Here is a 16792-nt window from a genome sequence, read left to right on the forward strand (position 1 = left end):
AGCCTGCTCGCGAAAGCGGTCGTTCAGTCACATTGATGTTGAATGTGCCAAAGGCTTCGCGAGCAGGCTCGCTCTCACAGGTTTTGCGGTGTAACGGGTTACGGCATCAGCACCGCACGACGCGCATCACCGAGGATGTCGACGCCGTTGAGGACGAACTTCTGGGTACGCACGTCGATGTCGATCACCGGAATGCCGTTTTCCAGGCGGTTGTAGGTGCGGCAGGAGAAGTCCAGCGTCGTCAGAGCCTTGCCGCCCATTTTGATTGCGTCTTCGCCCATGGTTTTGAGCTTGCCGCCGATGGTGTGGTAGGTGAACCAGGTATTGCCGTCCTGATCCTGACCGGCTTCACGCACGTTCAGCAGGATGTCGTCGCCCAGTTTCACGCCCATCGCCAGCAACACTTCAGCACCGGTGCCTTGCAATTTGATCTGCGCATTGAGCGGCTTTGCACTCTTGGCCATCTCCTCGACGATGAAACGCCCGCCCGTCATGCTTTCCATGTCGAAATCAATTTTCGGCGGGGTGAATTCTTCAACAGTCGCCGACAACGGCAGGCCTTGGAGGGTGGCCGCGATGGCCTGTCTTACGCGGTTGGTAAACATTAGAGAACGTCCTCCAGGAACTGCTCGATGATTTCATCGCGGGCGTTGAGTTGATAAACCATGTGTTCGTTTGGCGCGTAGCGGCCGTAGTCGATGACCACATACCAGGTGCCGTTCTTGTACTTCTCGACGCTGTTCAGTTCCGGGTGCAGATACACGCTGCCGCCAGGGATGGTTTCGTCGGCGACCAGGGTTTGCAGCCAGTCGTTGATGCGCTTGACCTCTTGATCCATGAAGGACTTGGTGAGGTTCTTGGCCATGGCTTTCTGGCCGGCCTTGACCAGCTTGCGGCTGATCGCATCTTCGAGGCCGACGTAGCTGATGAACTTGCCGGTGATCGAGCGGTTGCCCAGCAGCGAGAAGCCGCCGAGCACGGTGCGGGCGTAGTAGCTGACGCCGTAGCGGTTGAGCAGATCGCCTTCGGTGGAGGTGTCGAGAATGTTGTACTCAACGACCCGCGAAACGTCTTCGGCGTAGGTCACCTGGTTGCCCGGGCTCTCCCACTGCTTGACCTTGGCCAGTGCGGCAATCGCCAGGCTGGAAGGCGACAGGAAGACGTTTTTCTTCGCCGCTTTCGAGTACACGGCCGGCATGTTGTGCACCACCAGGCAACGGTCGAAACCGAGGTCGGCGCCGCCGAGTTCCTGGCTGTACAACACTTGATCGGCAACCGAGGCGTCCTTGCCATCCAGCACCACACGGGCCTTGATGCGCTTGCCGAACGAGGCGAACTCGCTGGCCACAGCTTTGGTGCCGGTGAAGCCCGGCGCGCCGATGATGGTCAGGTCTTCCGGGACACTGCCCAGCGCGGCCAGACCGAGCTTGCGGCCGGTCAGTGGATCGACGCCGCCGATCACGTTGTTGACGGTGTCGGCCGGGGTCGCACCCGCCTCGACGATGACCACGTAAACCGGCACCTTGACCACTTTGAGGATCTGGTAAACCGCGTGGTACAGGGTGCCCTCTTCCGAACCGGTCGGATCGAGCAGCGCGTGGGTGGTGAAACTGTTGATGCGGAACGGTGCGTTACGCGGAATCAGCGGATCGGCTTTCGGCGCGGTGCCGACCAGGCCGATGACGTTGTCACCCAGGCCACCCATGGCCTCGGGGGATTCGGTGGCATTGACGGTAATGCCGTTGTGCTCGAAGTTCAGAACCTCAGCCATAGTCAGTCAGCCTTCTTGGCAGCGGCCTTTTTGGCCTGGGTGGTTGGGGTTTTCAGTTCCAGTCGACCGGCGAAGTGCAAGGCACTGGCCTCGACGTCGAGCAGATCAAGGTCTTGACCGATGCTCGACCAGTGCCCACCGCCGGTGGGGAATGGGACGAGCACGGTGTAGGTTTGGCGGGTTGCCATTTTTCGTTTCTCCATAAACGGGAAAGCCCCTCGTGGGGAGGGGCTTGGCGGGTGTTGAGTGCGTTTGGGTTTGGAAAAAAACACCCCGGATTCAGGGCATTTATTGGAGCGCTGCGGTATCTAGGGAGGCCCGTGAATAGACCACCAGGAGTTCATGGTTAACCTATTGCGGGTCTAACGTCGGCCGCCGCTGCTTGAATCGCAATGATTGCTTCATCAGCAATTTGCTTAGCCTCCATAGTGGACCCCGTTGCGATCTTCTGTTTGATCTGCTCCTTCGCCTGCAGGCGATTCTCGCGGATAAGGTTTAACACCTGCACATATTGGCTGGCCTCAGCCAGCATACTGTCGGCGGCTTCACGTGGCGTTCGACCCGTGATCGCCCAAGCAGCAACCGTACGCGGCACTGCATCACCCGGATAGCCATCATCCTTGAACTGCTGAGCCTCAGCAGTAGCACGTTCATACTCAACAGCACGCAATGGGTCGCCGGCAACGAGCCGCCGAATTTCGTCAGCATAGGTGTCTATCCGCAAACAAATCTCGTCGGCGGTCGGCACTGGCTCTCCGTCCTGCACCCACATGCCAGTCCATTCCCCAGTTTCCTTGTCTCGTGCTCCGGTAAATCGTGGGTTCCAGCAAGGCTGGGGAAGTGGAATGAGCGTCCAGTCAGAGTAATTTTTATTACTGGCGTCGGAGTAGAGAAATCCGCCTTTTGAATCCAAGATGTAATACATGGCTTGCCTTCACGCTAGTTGAGTGCAGAGGTGAATTTGAGCTTGGTAGGCGCTAGCTCCAGCCGACGCCCCCACTGACAGGTCGATGCTGAGGTTCCCGTTGGTTTCAAGTGACCAGGAGAGGTAACCAAACGCCAAAGGTGACGACGTAACCCAATCCCCGGTACCACAACATCTGAATCGAGGCCTCGCTCCGGGCGGTAAAACACACAAAAGAGTTGATTGACCACCAATCGCGGTTCCACGGGCAAAGTCGATTGAGACATACAAGTTGCCGTTAGCCGTCCAATAGCGCGAAGTGTTCGCGTCGTAGAACCCGTTCAGAAAGGCCGGAGCGGCCAGGTTTTTAGTTGTCGAGAAGTCGGCAATGGCCTGATTGACGACGCCCTGGGTACCCGCTGTGGTGTAGGCATCGGTTATCCCGTAACCCGCGAGAGTAGCCGGCTTGCCGGAGCCGATTTTCGACCAGTCAAGGAACGGGATGTCTGTCGCGGAAAGTGCTGATCCCCCTGTCACCAAACCTTTAGTGTTAACGGTAACCTTTGTGTAAGTACCGGCAGCAGCGCCTGAGTCGGCAAACGCTATGGATATGTTGGCATTTGCCGATCCATCAAATGACGCGCTACCGCTCGCCGCGCCGGAGACGGAAATACTCCGAGGTGTTTCAAGCTTTCGAGACGCGACTGCCGTTGCGTTGATTCCAAGGGCATCAGTGATCCCGAACCCGGCCAACGTATTGGGGTTGGCGCCGGCAGTCGCCCGACCATATTCATCAACCGTCAAACTCTTGTAAGTCCCGGCAGCAATCCCGGTGCGACCGGCCAGCATCTTGAACGTCAGCGCAGTCGTGCCGAGGGTAATCGGCGCATTGGTGGTGAGGTGCCACAGCGAATCACCGCTCGCCGTGCCCTCCTCCACCATCACTGTCAGCCCCGGTGTGACCTTGGCGCTGCTATTGGCATCCGTTGCCCTCACCCAGTCGCCATTGCCGACGATCCACAGGCCGTTGTCCTTGGCCAGCGTCTGGTTCGCAACAAGCACGCGGTCGCCAGCAATCACTGCGACGCCGTCAATTTGCTGCGCACCGTTCAACACGATGTTGGTGGATGCCGCAACACGCACCGACTGCTTACCATCCAGCTTGCCGAGTTCTTCGGCGAGATAACTCATGACCCAGGCACGCGTGGCCTTAACAACGGTGTCATCAATCAACAACGTCACCAAGGACGCATTGCTGGTCTCGAAAATCGAGCGGATATAAAACTCTTTACCCGAACCCGACGTCGCCAGCACCGGTTTGAACGACTCCGGATATTTGACGATGGCGTAGAGAATCCCGGTATCAGTCCACAGCCCCGCTTCCCGCACATACCAGCCGCCAACATCCGGCGGAATGGTCACTTCGGCGAGCAGCCAGCTCGGGTTCTTCTCGTCCTGGAACAGCGCATTGAGCGGCCCGCGCCAGACTTCGCGTTTCAGCGCAGTGGCGGTCGCGGCCGGGTTGTAGACCGAGCCGCCGCCGTCGCCGACGGAAATCTGTGTCAGCTTGATCGGCGTGCCCGCAGCCTTGCACGCCGTTTCGTAGGCAATCCCTGCGTTGGTGAGCAGGGTGTAATAGTCAGCCATTCAGGCCCCCTGAGGATAAATTGTGGATGTTTCGACGGTGTACATGCCGGCAGCCATGAACGCCTCTCCCGAGGTTTCGAGCCCTTCGATGAACACTGGATAAACCGTGGTCAGCTCGCCACAGAACGTCGCGGCGCCGATGACGTGATTGCCGAAAGCGCTCAAGCCAACCGAGACCGTCAGCACATCCCGTTCGCTCTTGGCATCGGCCAGACGTCGGTCGAGACGGGCGTCGATTTCTTCGCTGTAGGGTTGGTCGCTGAAGGCTCGTACGGAAAAGCTGTAAGGCGCACCGGGCGGCGTCTGTTCGTACCAGGCGCGGATTTCCGGGCGCAATTGCAAACCCTTGGCGGCGTTTTCCAGCGCCTTGCGAGTGCCGGCCTGACGCGCGGTAGGCCAGGCCAGTTCAACGGTCAGGCGTTTTTCCGCTTCCGGTGCGGCGGTGCTCCATTCGGCGACACCGCGATCCGCTGCCAGATAAGGCAAGAATGCGACCGGTGTTTCGCTCGGGTTCATCAGTTCGGGGAACGGCGGCGCGATGCGATCAAGCAGTGCGCCAAAGCCCAGATCCAGGCCTCGTTCGAGTGCCGAGCTGTTGGCCGGCAGCAGCGTCGGACGCTGAGTTTTCTCACTCATAGCGTCAGCACCTCAACCTCGACCGCCGTGCAATACGGCGCTTGAAACGCCGTAGTCACGATCGGCGCCAGCGGTTCGAGAATCTGCAATTGCACGGCGCCGGCACTGTGCAGCGTGTAGTCGATCCAGCTCGGATCAACCCGACCTTCGAGACGATGGCAACTGTCAGCGTAAGCCTGCAATTGTTGTTGCGCGGCGACTTTGGTCAGGCCCGAATCGGGGCCGGAATTGATCTTGGCGACCACGCGAATCTTGTAGCGCTGAATATCGGCTGCCTTGACCATGACAAGGTCGGTTTCCGGTCGTACATCAGGCCGTGCGAAGTGCTGACGAACGCCGTCAAGCAATGCCTGGGAAGGCGTGCCATCGTCGTCGCGGGACAGCACTGTGACCTGCACCTCGCCCGGCGCGGTACGCCGAGCATTGCCATCCTTGACCTGCGCAGCGAGACCGTCCGGGTCGAAGGTGTAAGTGACGTTCACCACACCTGCCTCGGTGGATTCGACCTGCACCGTGGGACGCTCGCCAAGGGTGAAAACTTCGCGGCGATACTGCATCCGCGAGCCCGCCGCCGGGGCGTGTGGCGCCAGGTAATAACGCAGGCGGGCGTCGTCGTCACTTTCGTAGATCGCTGGCACCGGCGGAAATGCTGCGGGGTCGCCGGGATCAAGCAACTGCCGCTCAAGGCCCATGTCCGCCAGCCGCGCATCAAGGTTGCTGCCAGTCGCCCACCACGCCAGCATCTGTTTGATGCGAGCGTTGTATTTGCGCTCGTGGGTTTGCAGCCGCACACAGAAAGCTTCAAGCGCCAAGGTCAGCAGTTCGCTTTCGTTGTCCAGGCTGGTCGTGAGTTTCGCGGCACTGTCCGGCGAGCGCGCGCCGACGTATTCAATGACAAAAGCCTTGAATTCGGCGAGCAGGTCTTCGAAGGCTTCAACGGTGATCAGCGCGGGTTCGGCCAATTGGTTCTGGCCGGGGATCAACATGCTCATGTCACGACCTCGAAGGTTTGTTGACGGTTTTTCCAGGTACCGGCGAACCGCAACAACAGGCCGGCACCCTGACGACTGGCGACGATCACTTGCGGCTGAAAATCGTCAATGCCGTTTTGCTTGTTGTAGAAGGCTTGCGCCGCGTAGCTCTGGGCTAGAAGCAGAACGTCGTCACCGAGGTTCTGCCCCAGCAGCGTGGGGATCAACGAGCCATACAGGGGCCTTTTTTGCCGGGTGCCCAGCGGCGTAGTCAGGGCCCGGGTCGCGCGCTGCACAAACTGCAGCCAGTCGTCGACCGTGGCCCCGCTGTCTCTATCGATTCCGATCATGGGAGGCTCTTGAATCAGGGGCTGATGACGCGGCCCTGGTGATCGACCAATGGGCCGCTGAAGTGCACGCCCGAAGCGTCAATGGTCAGGCCGACTGCACCGAGTTGCAGGGTGATCAGTTGTGGTGTCATCGCTAACCGGGCCGGGCCGATGCTCAGCTCCAGCGATTCGCGCGAACCGCTGAAGGCTGCCGGGCCGTTTTGCCAGTGCAGAGTGTGCGAGGCGTCGTCGTAACCGCTTTCGCTGCCATCGACATGCACTCGGCGGGTCAGCGTCGGTACGGTGGCGGTGGGTGGAAAACGATCACTGTTCAGACCGAACAGCGCCACAGATTGCGCGCCGCTTTCGCCGCTGCCGTAGTTGAACAACAGACACTGTTCACCCACTGTTGGAATCCGCGACTCGCTTTGTGCGCCGGCGCTGGGGTTGAAAAACTTGATGGCCGGCGTCAGCAAACCACCGTGACTGACCTGACAGGTGTTGCTCGCAGCGTCGACGCTCTGGCAAATGCCGATGCGGCAGAAGCTTTCAGCACGGCGGTGCAGGTCGTCGATTTCCGCTTCCATTTCGGCCAGGCGTTCGATGATCGGACCCAGCTGCATACGCAGTAATGCGTCGAACATCGGTCAGGCCTCCAGCGTGGTGTATTGGTCGGGGTCATCGATGTTGCTGACTTCCCAGGTGCGGGCGAATTTCGGGATGCCCAGCGGATCGTCGAGCAAGGTCGGGCCGAGGTAGAGGGTCTGGTCGAACGTCAGTGTCCAGGCTTTGTATTGCTGATCGGCGCGAATGAGTAATGATGGCAAGCCATCGATATTCACTGGCAGATCGCATTGATCACCGGGCAAGTTCCAGCCGTTGTCGGTGATCAGGTTTTTCAGCACAGCGATCAGATCGCATGCTGCAAATGCGCTGGCAGAAAGGGCCGGAATGACTTGCAGGGACAACGTCATGGCATGCGCAATTCGTCCGTCAGCGGCGCGCACTCCAGTCCCATTCCGGTCGAAGTCGATCAACACCCAGGCCTGATCGCCCGGCGCAGTGAAATCATCGTGATTGCCGACGTTGAGGTTGAGTCCGGCTGTGTTGCGCAGCGTCGTCGCGATGGCTGTGAACAGTTGCGACGGCTGCTGGATCGGTGTGGGCATACATGACCTCCTTTTCGATCGTCCACGCGCAGTCCTGCCGCCCAAAGGGCGGCATGGACAAACAGTCAGGGTTAAGGTTGGTCGCGCGGCGGGACGTCGCAGACGCCGATGCGCTTGGCGGCCCAGCGTTCGTACAACCCGATGGCGACGTCGGCGCCAGCCATCGCTGTCAGGCAACCGAACGCGCCAGCCGCCCAGATCGACATGCCGGCGGCATACAGCAACATGATCGCCGACACGCCGCAGATCATGCAGGCGCCGGAGCGCAGGGCCAGACGGCGCAGCAGCGGCCAGCCACGTGCGCCCTCCTTGTCGGCGCGCCACATTTCGCCGGACACCCCGCCGACGACGGCAAGAAGGATGACCAGCCAGATCGGCATGTCCGCCAACGCTTGTTGCTCGTTTGTCATGTCACGCCTCCTGGTGTGATGGATGAAGGGTATGTGTTGGGTTCAATCGGTTTCTCTCAGGCAGGCATTCCAAAAAGCCCGGCGCTGTGGCCCGGGCTTTTCAGTAATGCGCTCCCGCAGACAGGTTTTGAAAATGGCGATCAGAAGGGCGCGACCGGCCAGTTGATGATTGGAAATGTGTTCTGGTTTTTCACTTCGCCGACAGCGATGAAGTACTGCTTGTAGGCTACCAATGTGGCCTCATCAGCCGCAGTGGCGATACCGAGGTCCAACTTGTATTGCAAAGGGTTGAATTTCAGCCAGCGTGTTGCGTCGTCCAACCGGAGTTCTATGCGACCGCTCGTAAACAACTGCTGCTCCGGAACCGTCGTTTCAACAAATTCATTTCCAGAAGGCCCCCACACCAGTTTCATTCCCGGTTGAACGGTTTCGTTACCGGTGACATCGCGCCATGAAGCACTTGGTTCACTTACCGGTACGGCTGGCGCCTCGCCATCAATGTCCACTACTTGTAGAACCACGGTGTAACCCATGGCCGTAATTGTGAGTGCATAACGATTCATTCAAATTTCCTTTTTGGCTAATTCTTGAGCGAAATGGCTTGGTGTGTTTGTCAGTACGGCGCTACCGGCCAGACGATGTTTGCCGGATAACCCGGCTGCTTATCGATGTCGCTGACGTCAATGCAATACTGCTTGTGAGTCAGCAATCGAGCCTGGTCTTGCGTTGTGGCGATACCGAGATCAACTTTGAACTGAAGCGAGTTGAGCAGCAGCCAGTTGGCGCCCGTATTCAGCAGTTGCCATTTCTGTTGTTCGGCTTCGTTACGCAAGTCTTCATCCGTGGGCGGCGAGAATAACCAGATGCCATTGAACGTCGCCCCCCAACCCACGCGCATGTCTGTACTACCGGTTACATCGACCCATACGGACGTTGGCGAAGCAGGTGCATCAGGACGGACTTCGCTTTCCTTCAATTGGACAACTTTGTTGTATTCAACCAATGCGTAGAGATTCATCGGGTATTCCTCAATGTGTGGTCATTTCAGGTGAGTGGCGTGAAAACTTCCGGTAGGCATTCCAAAAAGCCCGGCGGCGATGCACCGGGCTTTTCAGTAATGCGCTCCTTCGCCTTCCTTCAAATCCTGTGTCCAAGAAGGAAGTTGACTGTTCGGCGCTACTGGCGCGGTACGAGTCCATTCAAATTGTTTTTCCGACCGCGGTCCCTGCCCGCCGGATAACTGCTTCTGGTGCTTTACGCTGCACACCCGGGTCAGTTGCCAACCCTCTGAACCGTTGAGGCCGGTTCATCGCTGCCTGTTCTTGTGGAACTAAAGAGCTTTCTTGCCAGCCGCTTTGTCGAGCGGCTTGGTGGCAAGGATATGCATGTATGCATATCCAGTCAATGCGTAAATGCATTTATTTATGCATTTGAAATGCGCAGATGCATGGAAGCCCCGCAACTCAAGGGTTTGGCGGTTTCATCAAGGCGAAAAAAAACCCGCCGATTGGCGGGCTTATCTGAAGTCGGTGTGGTTAGCGGGCGTACATGCCCCACCAGAAGACGTGACCGAGGATGACGATCTGCTCTTCCTGGATTTCCTGGAAGCTGTAGTCTTCGTCCGGATGCTCATCGCGATTGAAGCTGCGCAGACGAATGCCGGTCGGCAGGCGATAGAGTTGCTTCACGCGCAACTGGCCGTTGTGATTGATCGCGTACAGGTCGCCATCAATGATGTCGCCGATCCCGCACTTGCCCGCATTCACACCAACGGTGGCGCCATCACGCAACACCGGTAGCATACTGTTGCCGCGCACTGTCACGCATTTGGCCTGATCGAACTGCACGCCGTTATGGCGCAGGCTACGCTTGCCGAAGCGCAGGCTAGAGCGCTCGCTCTCTTCGATGACGAATCTTCCTGATCCTGCTGCCAATTCAACCTCGCGAAGGAACGGCACCGATACTTCGTCATCATCGACCGGCGTATCGTCGTCCCACAGCATTATGTCCTTGAGTTCCGCGTGTACGTCATCACGCGCGGCTCCGGCCGACGGCGCGACATCTGCGCGCCCGCGCAATTGATCGGTGCTCACGGCGAAGTACTCGGCGATCTTCGAGATGTGTTTATCCGAGGGATCGACGATCTTCCCGCTGAGGATCCGCGAGAGAGTGGATTGAGGCACGCCGGTGCGACGGTGGAGCTCCGTGGGGGAGATCCCGTGCTGGTCGAGCAGTGCTCTTAAGACGGAGGCTACGTTGCGTTTTTGCATAACGCGCATAGTGCTTGAAGTTTTTAATGAAGACAAATGCTGATTTGCATAAATCGTGCATAAATACACCTTTCGGTGAAGAAAACCGTCACCCGGCTGCGATGCCTGCGTCCGGCAGACCGCCCATGGTAACCTTGCGCCCATCGCGCGAAAGCCTGGCTGATGCCCCCGCTTTTGCCCTACATCTTTTAACGAGTTGCCTGACAATCCGATGAATAAAGCCGTCTCCGACCTGTCCTCCCACACTCCGATGATGCAGCAGTACTGGCGCCTGAAGAATCAGCACCCGGATCAGCTGATGTTCTACCGCATGGGCGACTTCTACGAGATCTTCTACGAAGACGCGAAGAAGGCGGCCAAGTTGCTCGACATCACGCTGACCGCGCGCGGGCAGTCGGCGGGGCAGGCGATTCCGATGTGTGGCATTCCTTACCACGCGGCTGAAGGCTATCTGGCGAAGCTGGTGAAGCTTGGCGAGTCGGTGGTGATCTGCGAGCAGGTCGGCGACCCGGCGACCAGCAAAGGCCCGGTGGAACGTCAGGTAGTGCGCATCCTCACCCCTGGGACGGTCAGTGATGAGGCGCTGCTCGATGAGCGCCGCGACAACCTGATCGCTGCGCTGCTGGGTGACGAGCGTCTGTTCGGTCTGGCCGTGCTGGACATCACCAGCGGCAGTTTCAGCGTGTCGGAAATCAAAGGCTGGGAGAACCTGCTCGCGGAACTGGAGCGGATCAATCCGGTTGAGTTGCTGATCCCGGATGACTGGCCGAGGGACCTGCCAGCGGAAAAACGCCGTGGCGTCAGTCGTCGTGCGCCGTGGGATTTCGAGCGTGACTCAGCACTGAAAAGCCTTTGCCAGCAGTTCTCCACCCAAGACCTGAAGGGCTTTGGCTGCGAAAACCTGACCCTGGCCATCGGCGCTGCCGGTTGCCTGTTGGCCTACGCCAAGGAAACCCAGCGCACCGCCCTGCCCCATCTGCGCAGCCTGCGCCACGAACGCCTGGATGACACCGTGGTGCTGGACGGTGCGAGCCGCCGCAATCTTGAACTCGACACCAACCTCGCCGGTGGCCGCGACAATACCCTGCAATCGGTGGTCGATCGCTGCCAGACCGCCATGGGCAGCCGCTTGCTGACCCGTTGGTTGAATCGCCCGTTGCGCGATCTGACGGTATTGCTGGCGCGCCAGACCTCGATCACTTGCCTGCTTGATCGCTACCGTTTCGAAAAGCTGCAACCACAGCTCAAGGAAATCGGCGACATCGAGCGAATTCTCGCGCGAATCGGCCTGCGCAACGCGCGTCCTCGTGACCTTGCCCGGCTGCGCGACGCCCTTGGCGCACTGCCTGAACTGCAAGTGGCGATGACCGATCTGGAAGCGCCGCACCTGCAAGGTCTGGCGACCACCACCAGCACTTACCCGGAACTGGCGGCGCTGCTGGAGAAAGCCATCATCGATAACCCGCCGGCGGTAATCCGTGACGGCGGCGTGTTGAAAACCGGTTACGACAGCGAACTCGATGAACTGCAATCGCTGAGCGAAAACGCCGGTCAGTTCCTCATCGATCTCGAAGCCCGCGAGAAAGCCCGCACCGGCCTGAGCCATCTGAAAGTCGGCTACAACCGCATTCACGGCTACTTCATCGAACTGCCGAGCAAGCAGGCCGAATCCGCCCCGGCGGATTACATCCGTCGCCAGACGCTGAAAGGTGCCGAACGCTTCATAACGCCTGAGCTGAAAGAATTCGAAGACAAGGCGCTGTCGGCCAAGAGCCGCGCCCTCGCCCGCGAGAAGATGCTGTACGAAGCGCTGCTGGAGGACCTGATCAGCCAGTTGCCACCGCTGCAGGACACCGCCGGTGCGCTGGCCGAACTCGACGTGTTGAGCAACCTTGCCGAGCGTGCGCTGAACCTCGACCTGAACTGCCCGCGCTTCGTCAGCGAGCCGTGCATGCGCATCTCCCAGGGTCGTCACCCGGTGGTCGAGCAAGTGCTGACCACGCCGTTCGTGGCCAACGACCTGAGCCTCGATGACAACACGCGCATGCTGGTGATCACCGGCCCGAACATGGGCGGTAAATCCACCTACATGCGCCAAACCGCACTGATCGTGCTGCTGGCGCATATCGGCAGCTTCGTACCGGCAGCCAGTTGCGAACTGTCGCTGGTCGACCGCATCTTCACCCGTATCGGCTCCAGCGATGACCTCGCGGGTGGCCGTTCGACCTTCATGGTCGAAATGAGCGAAACCGCCAACATCCTGCACAACGCCACCGAGCGCAGCCTGGTGCTGATGGACGAAGTCGGTCGCGGCACCAGCACTTTTGACGGCCTGTCGCTGGCCTGGGCTGCAGCCGAGCGCCTGGCTCATTTGCGCGCCTATACGCTGTTCGCTACGCACTACTTCGAACTGACCGTGTTGCCGGAAGCTGAGCCACTGGTGGCCAACGTCCACCTCAACGCCACCGAGCACAACGAACGCATCGTGTTCCTGCACCACGTGCTGCCCGGCCCTGCCAGTCAGAGTTACGGTCTGGCAGTAGCGCAACTGGCCGGTGTGCCGAGCGAAGTGATCGTGCGTGCCCGCGAGCACCTGAGCCGACTGGAAGAAACCGCTTTGCCGCATGAAGCGCCGAAACCCGCCGCCAAGGGCAAACCGGCGACGCCACAACAAAGCGACATGTTCGCCAGCCTGCCGCACCCCGTGCTTGATGAGCTGGCTAAACTGGATCTGGATGACCTGACCCCGCGTCGTGCGCTCGAAATGCTCTATGCACTGAAGAACCGGATATAAGCACTGAAGAAGCGGATATAACGCAAACGGCTTCAAGCTGTTAGAATCTCGCGCGGTTTGGGATGCTGCTGGCTAATAGCCTGGCCAGCAGATATCGCTCCCGAACCTGGCGACCCCAACCGTGAAGGGGCAACGCTGCCGCCGCCTGAGGAGAAAATTAGAAATGACCTTCGTCGTCACCGACAACTGCATCAAGTGCAAGTACACCGACTGCGTAGAAGTCTGTCCGGTGGACTGCTTTTACGAAGGCCCGAACTTCCTGGTGATTCACCCGGATGAGTGCATCGACTGCGCCCTGTGCGAACCGGAATGCCCGGCTGTAGCTATCTTCTCCGAGGACGAAGTTCCGGAAGAGATGCAGGAGTTCATTCAACTGAACGTTGATCTGGCTGAAATCTGGCCGAACATCACCGAGAAGAAAGAATCGCTGCCGGATGCCGAAGAGTGGGATGGCGTCAAAGGCAAGATCAAAGACCTCGAACGCTGATCTGCCACGCGCTCGAATGAAAAGGCCCCTTGCGGGCCTTTTTGCTTTCCGCATTTTGCTTTTCTGCGGGCAAAAAAAAGGGGCGGTATGACCCGCCCACATTTTTTCCCTATTCCCTGTATTCCTTTTCATCGTCCTGATGAATCGCGTCCTGCGATGTCCATTCCCCTCTTCCTTGAAGGGCGTGTCTGTCCGTCGACACAACCCAGATACTAGAGAATTCCCCGGCCAGAGCAATCGGCACGGAGACCGCAGAAGCGCTGTAATAAGCACTTCACATTAAAAAATAAATATATAAATCAATAAGTTAAATAAGAACACCGAAGCTAATCGACGTCTGCCGTCTTGTAAAAATAGTGAACACTTACGAAAGAGTAAGCCAAGGCTTACAGCGCGAGACTACAAACGATGGAATTGCCGACCGTACGTCCGGCAGTTAACAGGGATGCAAGAGATAGCCAACAAATCCAGGCCAACAAAAAGCCCCGAACCAGTCGGGGCTTTTTGCGGGCGGACGTGTGAGGCGCTTACTGAAACAGCGACTCGCTCGACAGGCCATTCTTCTCGAGGATTTCACGAAGGCGCTTGAGGCCCTCCACCTGGATCTGCCGTACCCGTTCCCGGGTCAGGCCGATCTCCAGGCCTACATCTTCCAGCGTACTGCTCTCATGACCGCGCAGGCCGAAGCGGCGTACAACCACTTCGCGCTGCTTGTCGGTCAGCTCCGACAGCCATTGATCGATGCTCTGCGACAGGTCGTCATCCTGCAGCAGTTCACAAGGATCAGTCGGGCGATCATCGGTGAGGGTGTCCAGCAGGGTTTTATCCGAATCCGGACCCAGCGAGACGTCGACCGAAGAAACCCGCTCGTTCAGGCCCAGCATGCGCTTGACCTCCCCCACCGGTTTTTCCAGCAGGTTGGCGATTTCTTCGGGTGAAGGTTCGTGGTCGAGTTTTTGCGTCAGCTCCCGTGCAGCCCGCAGGTACACGTTGAGCTCCTTGACCACATGGATCGGCAACCGGATGGTCCGGGTCTGATTCATGATCGCGCGCTCGATGGTCTGACGAATCCACCAGGTCGCGTAGGTCGAGAAGCGGAAGCCGCGCTCGGGATCGAACTTTTCCACCGCCCGGATCAGCCCGAGGTTGCCCTCTTCGATCAGATCCAGCAGCGACAGCCCCCGATTGACGTAACGCCGGGCGATTTTTACCACCAGCCGCAGGTTACTTTCAATCATGCGCTTGCGCCCGGCCGGATCGCCACTTTGCGACAAGCGCGCAAAATGAACTTCTTCCTCCGGGGAGAGCAATGGGGAAAAACCGATTTCGTTGAGATACAACTGCGTGGCATCAAGTGCACGCGTGTAATCGATGTACTTATGTTGTTTAAGTGAAGCGGAGTGTTTGGATTTGGAACGAACGGAAGGTGGAGCAGCCCCTTCATCATTCGACATCGAAGATTCCGAATCGATGCCGGCCTCCATAAGGAGAACCTCATCGTCGATGTCAAACTCCGGCACTTCTTTACTGAGAGCCATTGTTATAGTCCTTTGGTGAGTTCGACCCCAAGCTCAAGCGACGCCTTTATCCTTGGCAGCGCTGGAGCCTGTCCCCTCTACGCGACGGAACAGGCTGGCTTACAAATCAACGTCTTGGCAGGAACTGCAACGGATCCACAGGTTTACCTTGGCGGCGAATCTCAAAATGCAGTTTCACCCGGTCTGTACCCGTTGACCCCATTTCGGCAATTGTCTGTCCGACCTTGACCTGCTGTCCCTCCCGAACCAACAGCCTGCGGTTATGGCCGTAGGCACTGACGTAGGTTTCGCTGTGTTTGATGATGACTAATTCGCCGTAGCCCCTTAAGCCACTCCCGGCGTATACCACCGTCCCATCAGACGCAGCTAAAACAGGCTGTCCCAAATCTCCGGCGATATCAATTCCTTTATTCAAACTACCGTTTGAAGAGAATTTTCCAATCAGAATGCCATTAGATGGCCATCCCCAGCCGGTCGGGGCCGGGCCTGCAGGAGGCAGTGGAGCAGGTGCCTGCTTGTTGGCGACGGACGGTGCAACGCCCGCAGAACTGCCAGCAGAACCCGTGGTTGTGGTGGTCGTCGTGCCATTTGCCTGACGCCGGATTACCGTGGTTTTGCTCGACGAAGAAGGCGAAGAACTGCTGTTGCTCACCACCGCCGTCGGCGTTGAACCGGTACGGCCATCGAAGCGAATTGTCTGACCCGGATGGATCGTATACGGCGTAGGAATATTGTTCCGGGCAGCGAGGGCTTTGTAGTCCCAGCCGTAGCGAAATGCGATCGAAAACATCGTATCTCCGGGACGGACTACATACTGCCCGGTCGTCACCGTAGGACGCTGGGCCACCGCGCTGTTGCGATCGACCACCCGGACATTGCTCGATTTGGTGCTGGAGCAACCGACCAGCAAGGTGCTCAAGACAAGGCCAGTCACCAGGCGCTGAAAGCTCGTGTTACCCATACGCTGCGCAATGACTGTGAGACTCACCCGCCGCTCCCTTTGTGGTGGCTGAAAAATGTGAAATGCCGGATGCCGGCATCAGGTGTCGCAAGTATAACGGGCCGAATCGGCTTTACCTTTAATGAAGCGAAATCGCGTCGCGCACACGTTTGCAAGTGGACAGTCTGCTGCGTTTAAACCATCGCTGCCGGAGTAAGACACAGGCGAACGAAAGGAATTCAGCGCGCGTAAACAAATGCTCAGGCCAGCGGCCCATTGAGCAACGGAACGAAACGAACAGCCCCCAGAACATGCCGCGAAAAGCCGTTTTCCTCACGCACGATCAGCAACAATTGCTGCACTTCTCCCGAGCCCACCGGAATCACCATACGCCCGCCCGGAGCCAATTGATCGAGCAAGGCTTGCGGTACATCCGTGGCCACGGCGGTGACGATGATGCCGTTATACGGCGCCAGCGCCGGCCAGCCTTCCCAGCCATCGCCCCAACGGAACACCACGTTGCGCAGGTTCAGTTCGACCAAACGTTCCTTGGCACGATCTTGCAGCACCTTGATGCGCTCGACCGAGAACACTCGCTCAACCAGTTGCGACAACACGGCGGTCTGGTAACCGGAACCAGTGCCGATCTCCAGCACTTTATCCAGCGGCCCCGCCTCCAGCAGCAGCTCGCTCATGCGCGCCACCATATAAGGCTGGGAAATGGTCTGGTTATTGCCGATCGGCAGCGCCGTGTCCTCGTAAGCGCGATGTGCCAGCGCTTCATCGACGAACAGATGACGCGGCGTACGCCGAATCACTTCCAGTACCTTGGCGTTGGACACGCCTTCTTCGTACAGGCGCTGGATCAGACGCTCACGGGTACGCTGCGAGGTCATGCCGATGCCGCTGCGCAGCCTGTCTTCGTG

The 16792-nt window shown here is 58.6% G+C and carries 19 protein-coding genes; 2 read left to right on the top strand and 17 right to left on the bottom strand.

The window, feature by feature from the left end; genetic code table 11:
• Positions 1-98 precede the first annotated feature (98 nt).
• The 14 genes from ACOYXE_RS16660 to ACOYXE_RS16725 all read right to left on the bottom strand — a co-directional run bounded on the left by ACOYXE_RS16660 (position 99) and on the right by ACOYXE_RS16725 (position 10107).
• Positions 99-605 carry a phage major tail tube protein gene (locus ACOYXE_RS16660; protein ID WP_160056265.1) on the bottom strand — a complete coding sequence of 169 codons (507 nt, stop codon included), beginning with the start codon at positions 603-605 and terminating at the stop codon, positions 99-101.
• Positions 605-1771: a phage tail sheath protein gene (locus ACOYXE_RS16665; RefSeq protein ID WP_034154903.1), complete on the bottom strand. Its 1167-nt coding sequence runs from the start codon at positions 1769-1771 to the stop codon at positions 605-607. The genes ACOYXE_RS16660 and ACOYXE_RS16665 overlap by 1 nt, the downstream gene beginning before the upstream one ends.
• Before the next feature lie 2 nt (positions 1772-1773).
• Entirely contained in the window at positions 1774-1959 is a 186-nt protein-coding gene (locus ACOYXE_RS16670) for a hypothetical protein (protein WP_007908808.1), read from the bottom strand.
• Between the two features lie 158 nt (positions 1960-2117).
• On the bottom strand, positions 2118-2696 hold the full coding sequence (locus ACOYXE_RS16675) for a hypothetical protein (RefSeq protein ID WP_405122226.1): 579 nt from the start codon (positions 2694-2696) through the stop codon (positions 2118-2120).
• Between the two features lie 9 nt (positions 2697-2705).
• Entirely contained in the window at positions 2706-4322 is a 1617-nt protein-coding gene (locus ACOYXE_RS16680) for a phage tail protein (RefSeq protein ID WP_405122227.1), read from the bottom strand.
• Positions 4323-4958, bottom strand: coding sequence for a phage tail protein I (locus tag ACOYXE_RS16685; protein WP_160056257.1), 636 nt, complete (start codon positions 4956-4958; stop codon positions 4323-4325).
• Positions 4955-5950, bottom strand: coding sequence for a baseplate J/gp47 family protein (locus tag ACOYXE_RS16690; protein WP_160056255.1), 996 nt, complete (start codon positions 5948-5950; stop codon positions 4955-4957). The genes ACOYXE_RS16685 and ACOYXE_RS16690 overlap by 4 nt, the downstream gene beginning before the upstream one ends.
• Entirely contained in the window at positions 5947-6279 is a 333-nt protein-coding gene (locus ACOYXE_RS16695) for a phage baseplate protein (protein ID WP_160056253.1), read from the bottom strand. Before ACOYXE_RS16695 ends, ACOYXE_RS16690 begins: the two co-directional genes overlap by 4 nt.
• A gap of 14 nt (positions 6280-6293) precedes the next feature.
• Positions 6294-6902, bottom strand: a complete 609-nt coding sequence (locus ACOYXE_RS16700) for a phage baseplate assembly protein V (protein WP_160056251.1) — start codon at positions 6900-6902, stop codon at positions 6294-6296.
• Between the two features lie 3 nt (positions 6903-6905).
• On the bottom strand, positions 6906-7427 hold the full coding sequence (locus ACOYXE_RS16705; protein WP_460926313.1) for a hypothetical protein: 522 nt from the start codon (positions 7425-7427) through the stop codon (positions 6906-6908).
• A gap of 71 nt (positions 7428-7498) precedes the next feature.
• Positions 7499-7837, bottom strand: a complete 339-nt coding sequence (locus tag ACOYXE_RS16710; RefSeq protein ID WP_160056247.1) for a phage holin family protein — start codon at positions 7835-7837, stop codon at positions 7499-7501.
• Between the two features lie 140 nt (positions 7838-7977).
• Positions 7978-8400: a tail fiber assembly protein gene (locus ACOYXE_RS16715; RefSeq protein WP_460926314.1), complete on the bottom strand. Its 423-nt coding sequence runs from the start codon at positions 8398-8400 to the stop codon at positions 7978-7980.
• Positions 8401-8450: 50 nt separating this feature from the next.
• Complete coding sequence (locus tag ACOYXE_RS16720) at positions 8451-8855, bottom strand: tail fiber assembly protein (RefSeq protein ID WP_160056243.1); 405 nt, start codon at positions 8853-8855, stop codon at positions 8451-8453.
• Between the two features lie 517 nt (positions 8856-9372).
• The gene (locus ACOYXE_RS16725; protein WP_007908821.1) at positions 9373-10107 is read right to left on the bottom strand and encodes an XRE family transcriptional regulator; all 735 of its coding nucleotides are present in this window, start codon (positions 10105-10107) and stop codon (positions 9373-9375) included.
• A 211-nt stretch (positions 10108-10318) separates the two neighbouring features.
• On the opposite strand from ACOYXE_RS16725, the gene mutS reads away from it, so the two are divergent.
• Together mutS and fdxA are read left to right on the top strand one after the other, a co-directional pair.
• Entirely contained in the window at positions 10319-12901 is a 2583-nt protein-coding gene (mutS, locus tag ACOYXE_RS16730; RefSeq protein ID WP_405122229.1) for a DNA mismatch repair protein MutS, read from the top strand.
• A gap of 163 nt (positions 12902-13064) precedes the next feature.
• Positions 13065-13388 carry a ferredoxin FdxA gene (fdxA, locus tag ACOYXE_RS16735; RefSeq protein WP_008077096.1) on the top strand — a complete coding sequence of 108 codons (324 nt, stop codon included), beginning with the start codon at positions 13065-13067 and terminating at the stop codon, positions 13386-13388.
• Positions 13389-13915: 527 nt separating this feature from the next.
• Here the strand turns inward: fdxA and rpoS are convergent.
• The 3 genes from rpoS to ACOYXE_RS16750 form a co-directional block, all read right to left on the bottom strand.
• The gene (gene rpoS, locus ACOYXE_RS16740) at positions 13916-14926 is read right to left on the bottom strand and encodes an RNA polymerase sigma factor RpoS (protein ID WP_016985073.1); all 1011 of its coding nucleotides are present in this window, start codon (positions 14924-14926) and stop codon (positions 13916-13918) included.
• Between the two features lie 106 nt (positions 14927-15032).
• Positions 15033-15914, bottom strand: coding sequence for a peptidoglycan DD-metalloendopeptidase family protein (locus ACOYXE_RS16745; protein ID WP_160056239.1), 882 nt, complete (start codon positions 15912-15914; stop codon positions 15033-15035).
• Between the two features lie 212 nt (positions 15915-16126).
• Positions 16127-16762, bottom strand: coding sequence for a protein-L-isoaspartate(D-aspartate) O-methyltransferase (locus tag ACOYXE_RS16750; RefSeq protein ID WP_171057346.1), 636 nt, complete (start codon positions 16760-16762; stop codon positions 16127-16129).
• Between the last annotated feature and the right edge of the window lie 30 nt (positions 16763-16792).

It is taken from the genome of Pseudomonas sp. MC6 (genome assembly GCF_054790575.1).

Excerpts from the sequence above, each read along its gene's own strand:
- ACOYXE_RS16660 (WP_160056265.1), bottom strand. The coding sequence starts at position 605 with ATGTTTACCAACCGCGTAAGACAGGCCATCGCGGCCACCCTCCAAGGC.
- ACOYXE_RS16665 (WP_034154903.1), bottom strand. The coding sequence starts at position 1,771 with ATGGCTGAGGTTCTGAACTTCGAGCACAACGGCATTACCGTCAATGCC.
- ACOYXE_RS16670 (WP_007908808.1), bottom strand. The coding sequence starts at position 1,959 with ATGGCAACCCGCCAAACCTACACCGTGCTCGTCCCATTCCCCACCGGC.
- ACOYXE_RS16675 (WP_405122226.1), bottom strand. The coding sequence starts at position 2,696 with ATGTATTACATCTTGGATTCAAAAGGCGGATTTCTCTACTCCGACGCC.
- ACOYXE_RS16680 (WP_405122227.1), bottom strand. The coding sequence starts at position 4,322 with ATGGCTGACTATTACACCCTGCTCACCAACGCAGGGATTGCCTACGAA.
- ACOYXE_RS16685 (WP_160056257.1), bottom strand. The coding sequence starts at position 4,958 with ATGAGTGAGAAAACTCAGCGTCCGACGCTGCTGCCGGCCAACAGCTCG.
- ACOYXE_RS16690 (WP_160056255.1), bottom strand. The coding sequence starts at position 5,950 with ATGAGCATGTTGATCCCCGGCCAGAACCAATTGGCCGAACCCGCGCTG.
- ACOYXE_RS16695 (WP_160056253.1), bottom strand. The coding sequence starts at position 6,279 with ATGATCGGAATCGATAGAGACAGCGGGGCCACGGTCGACGACTGGCTG.
- ACOYXE_RS16700 (WP_160056251.1), bottom strand. The coding sequence starts at position 6,902 with ATGTTCGACGCATTACTGCGTATGCAGCTGGGTCCGATCATCGAACGC.
- ACOYXE_RS16705 (WP_460926313.1), bottom strand. The coding sequence starts at position 7,427 with ATGCCCACACCGATCCAGCAGCCGTCGCAACTGTTCACAGCCATCGCG.
- ACOYXE_RS16710 (WP_160056247.1), bottom strand. The coding sequence starts at position 7,837 with ATGACAAACGAGCAACAAGCGTTGGCGGACATGCCGATCTGGCTGGTC.
- ACOYXE_RS16715 (WP_460926314.1), bottom strand. The coding sequence starts at position 8,400 with ATGAATCGTTATGCACTCACAATTACGGCCATGGGTTACACCGTGGTT.
- ACOYXE_RS16720 (WP_160056243.1), bottom strand. The coding sequence starts at position 8,855 with ATGAATCTCTACGCATTGGTTGAATACAACAAAGTTGTCCAATTGAAG.
- ACOYXE_RS16725 (WP_007908821.1), bottom strand. The coding sequence starts at position 10,107 with ATGCAAAAACGCAACGTAGCCTCCGTCTTAAGAGCACTGCTCGACCAG.
- mutS (WP_405122229.1), top strand. The coding sequence starts at position 10,319 with ATGAATAAAGCCGTCTCCGACCTGTCCTCCCACACTCCGATGATGCAG.
- fdxA (WP_008077096.1), top strand. The coding sequence starts at position 13,065 with ATGACCTTCGTCGTCACCGACAACTGCATCAAGTGCAAGTACACCGAC.
- rpoS (WP_016985073.1), bottom strand. The coding sequence starts at position 14,926 with ATGGCTCTCAGTAAAGAAGTGCCGGAGTTTGACATCGACGATGAGGTT.
- ACOYXE_RS16750 (WP_171057346.1), bottom strand. The coding sequence starts at position 16,762 with ATGACCTCGCAGCGTACCCGTGAGCGTCTGATCCAGCGCCTGTACGAA.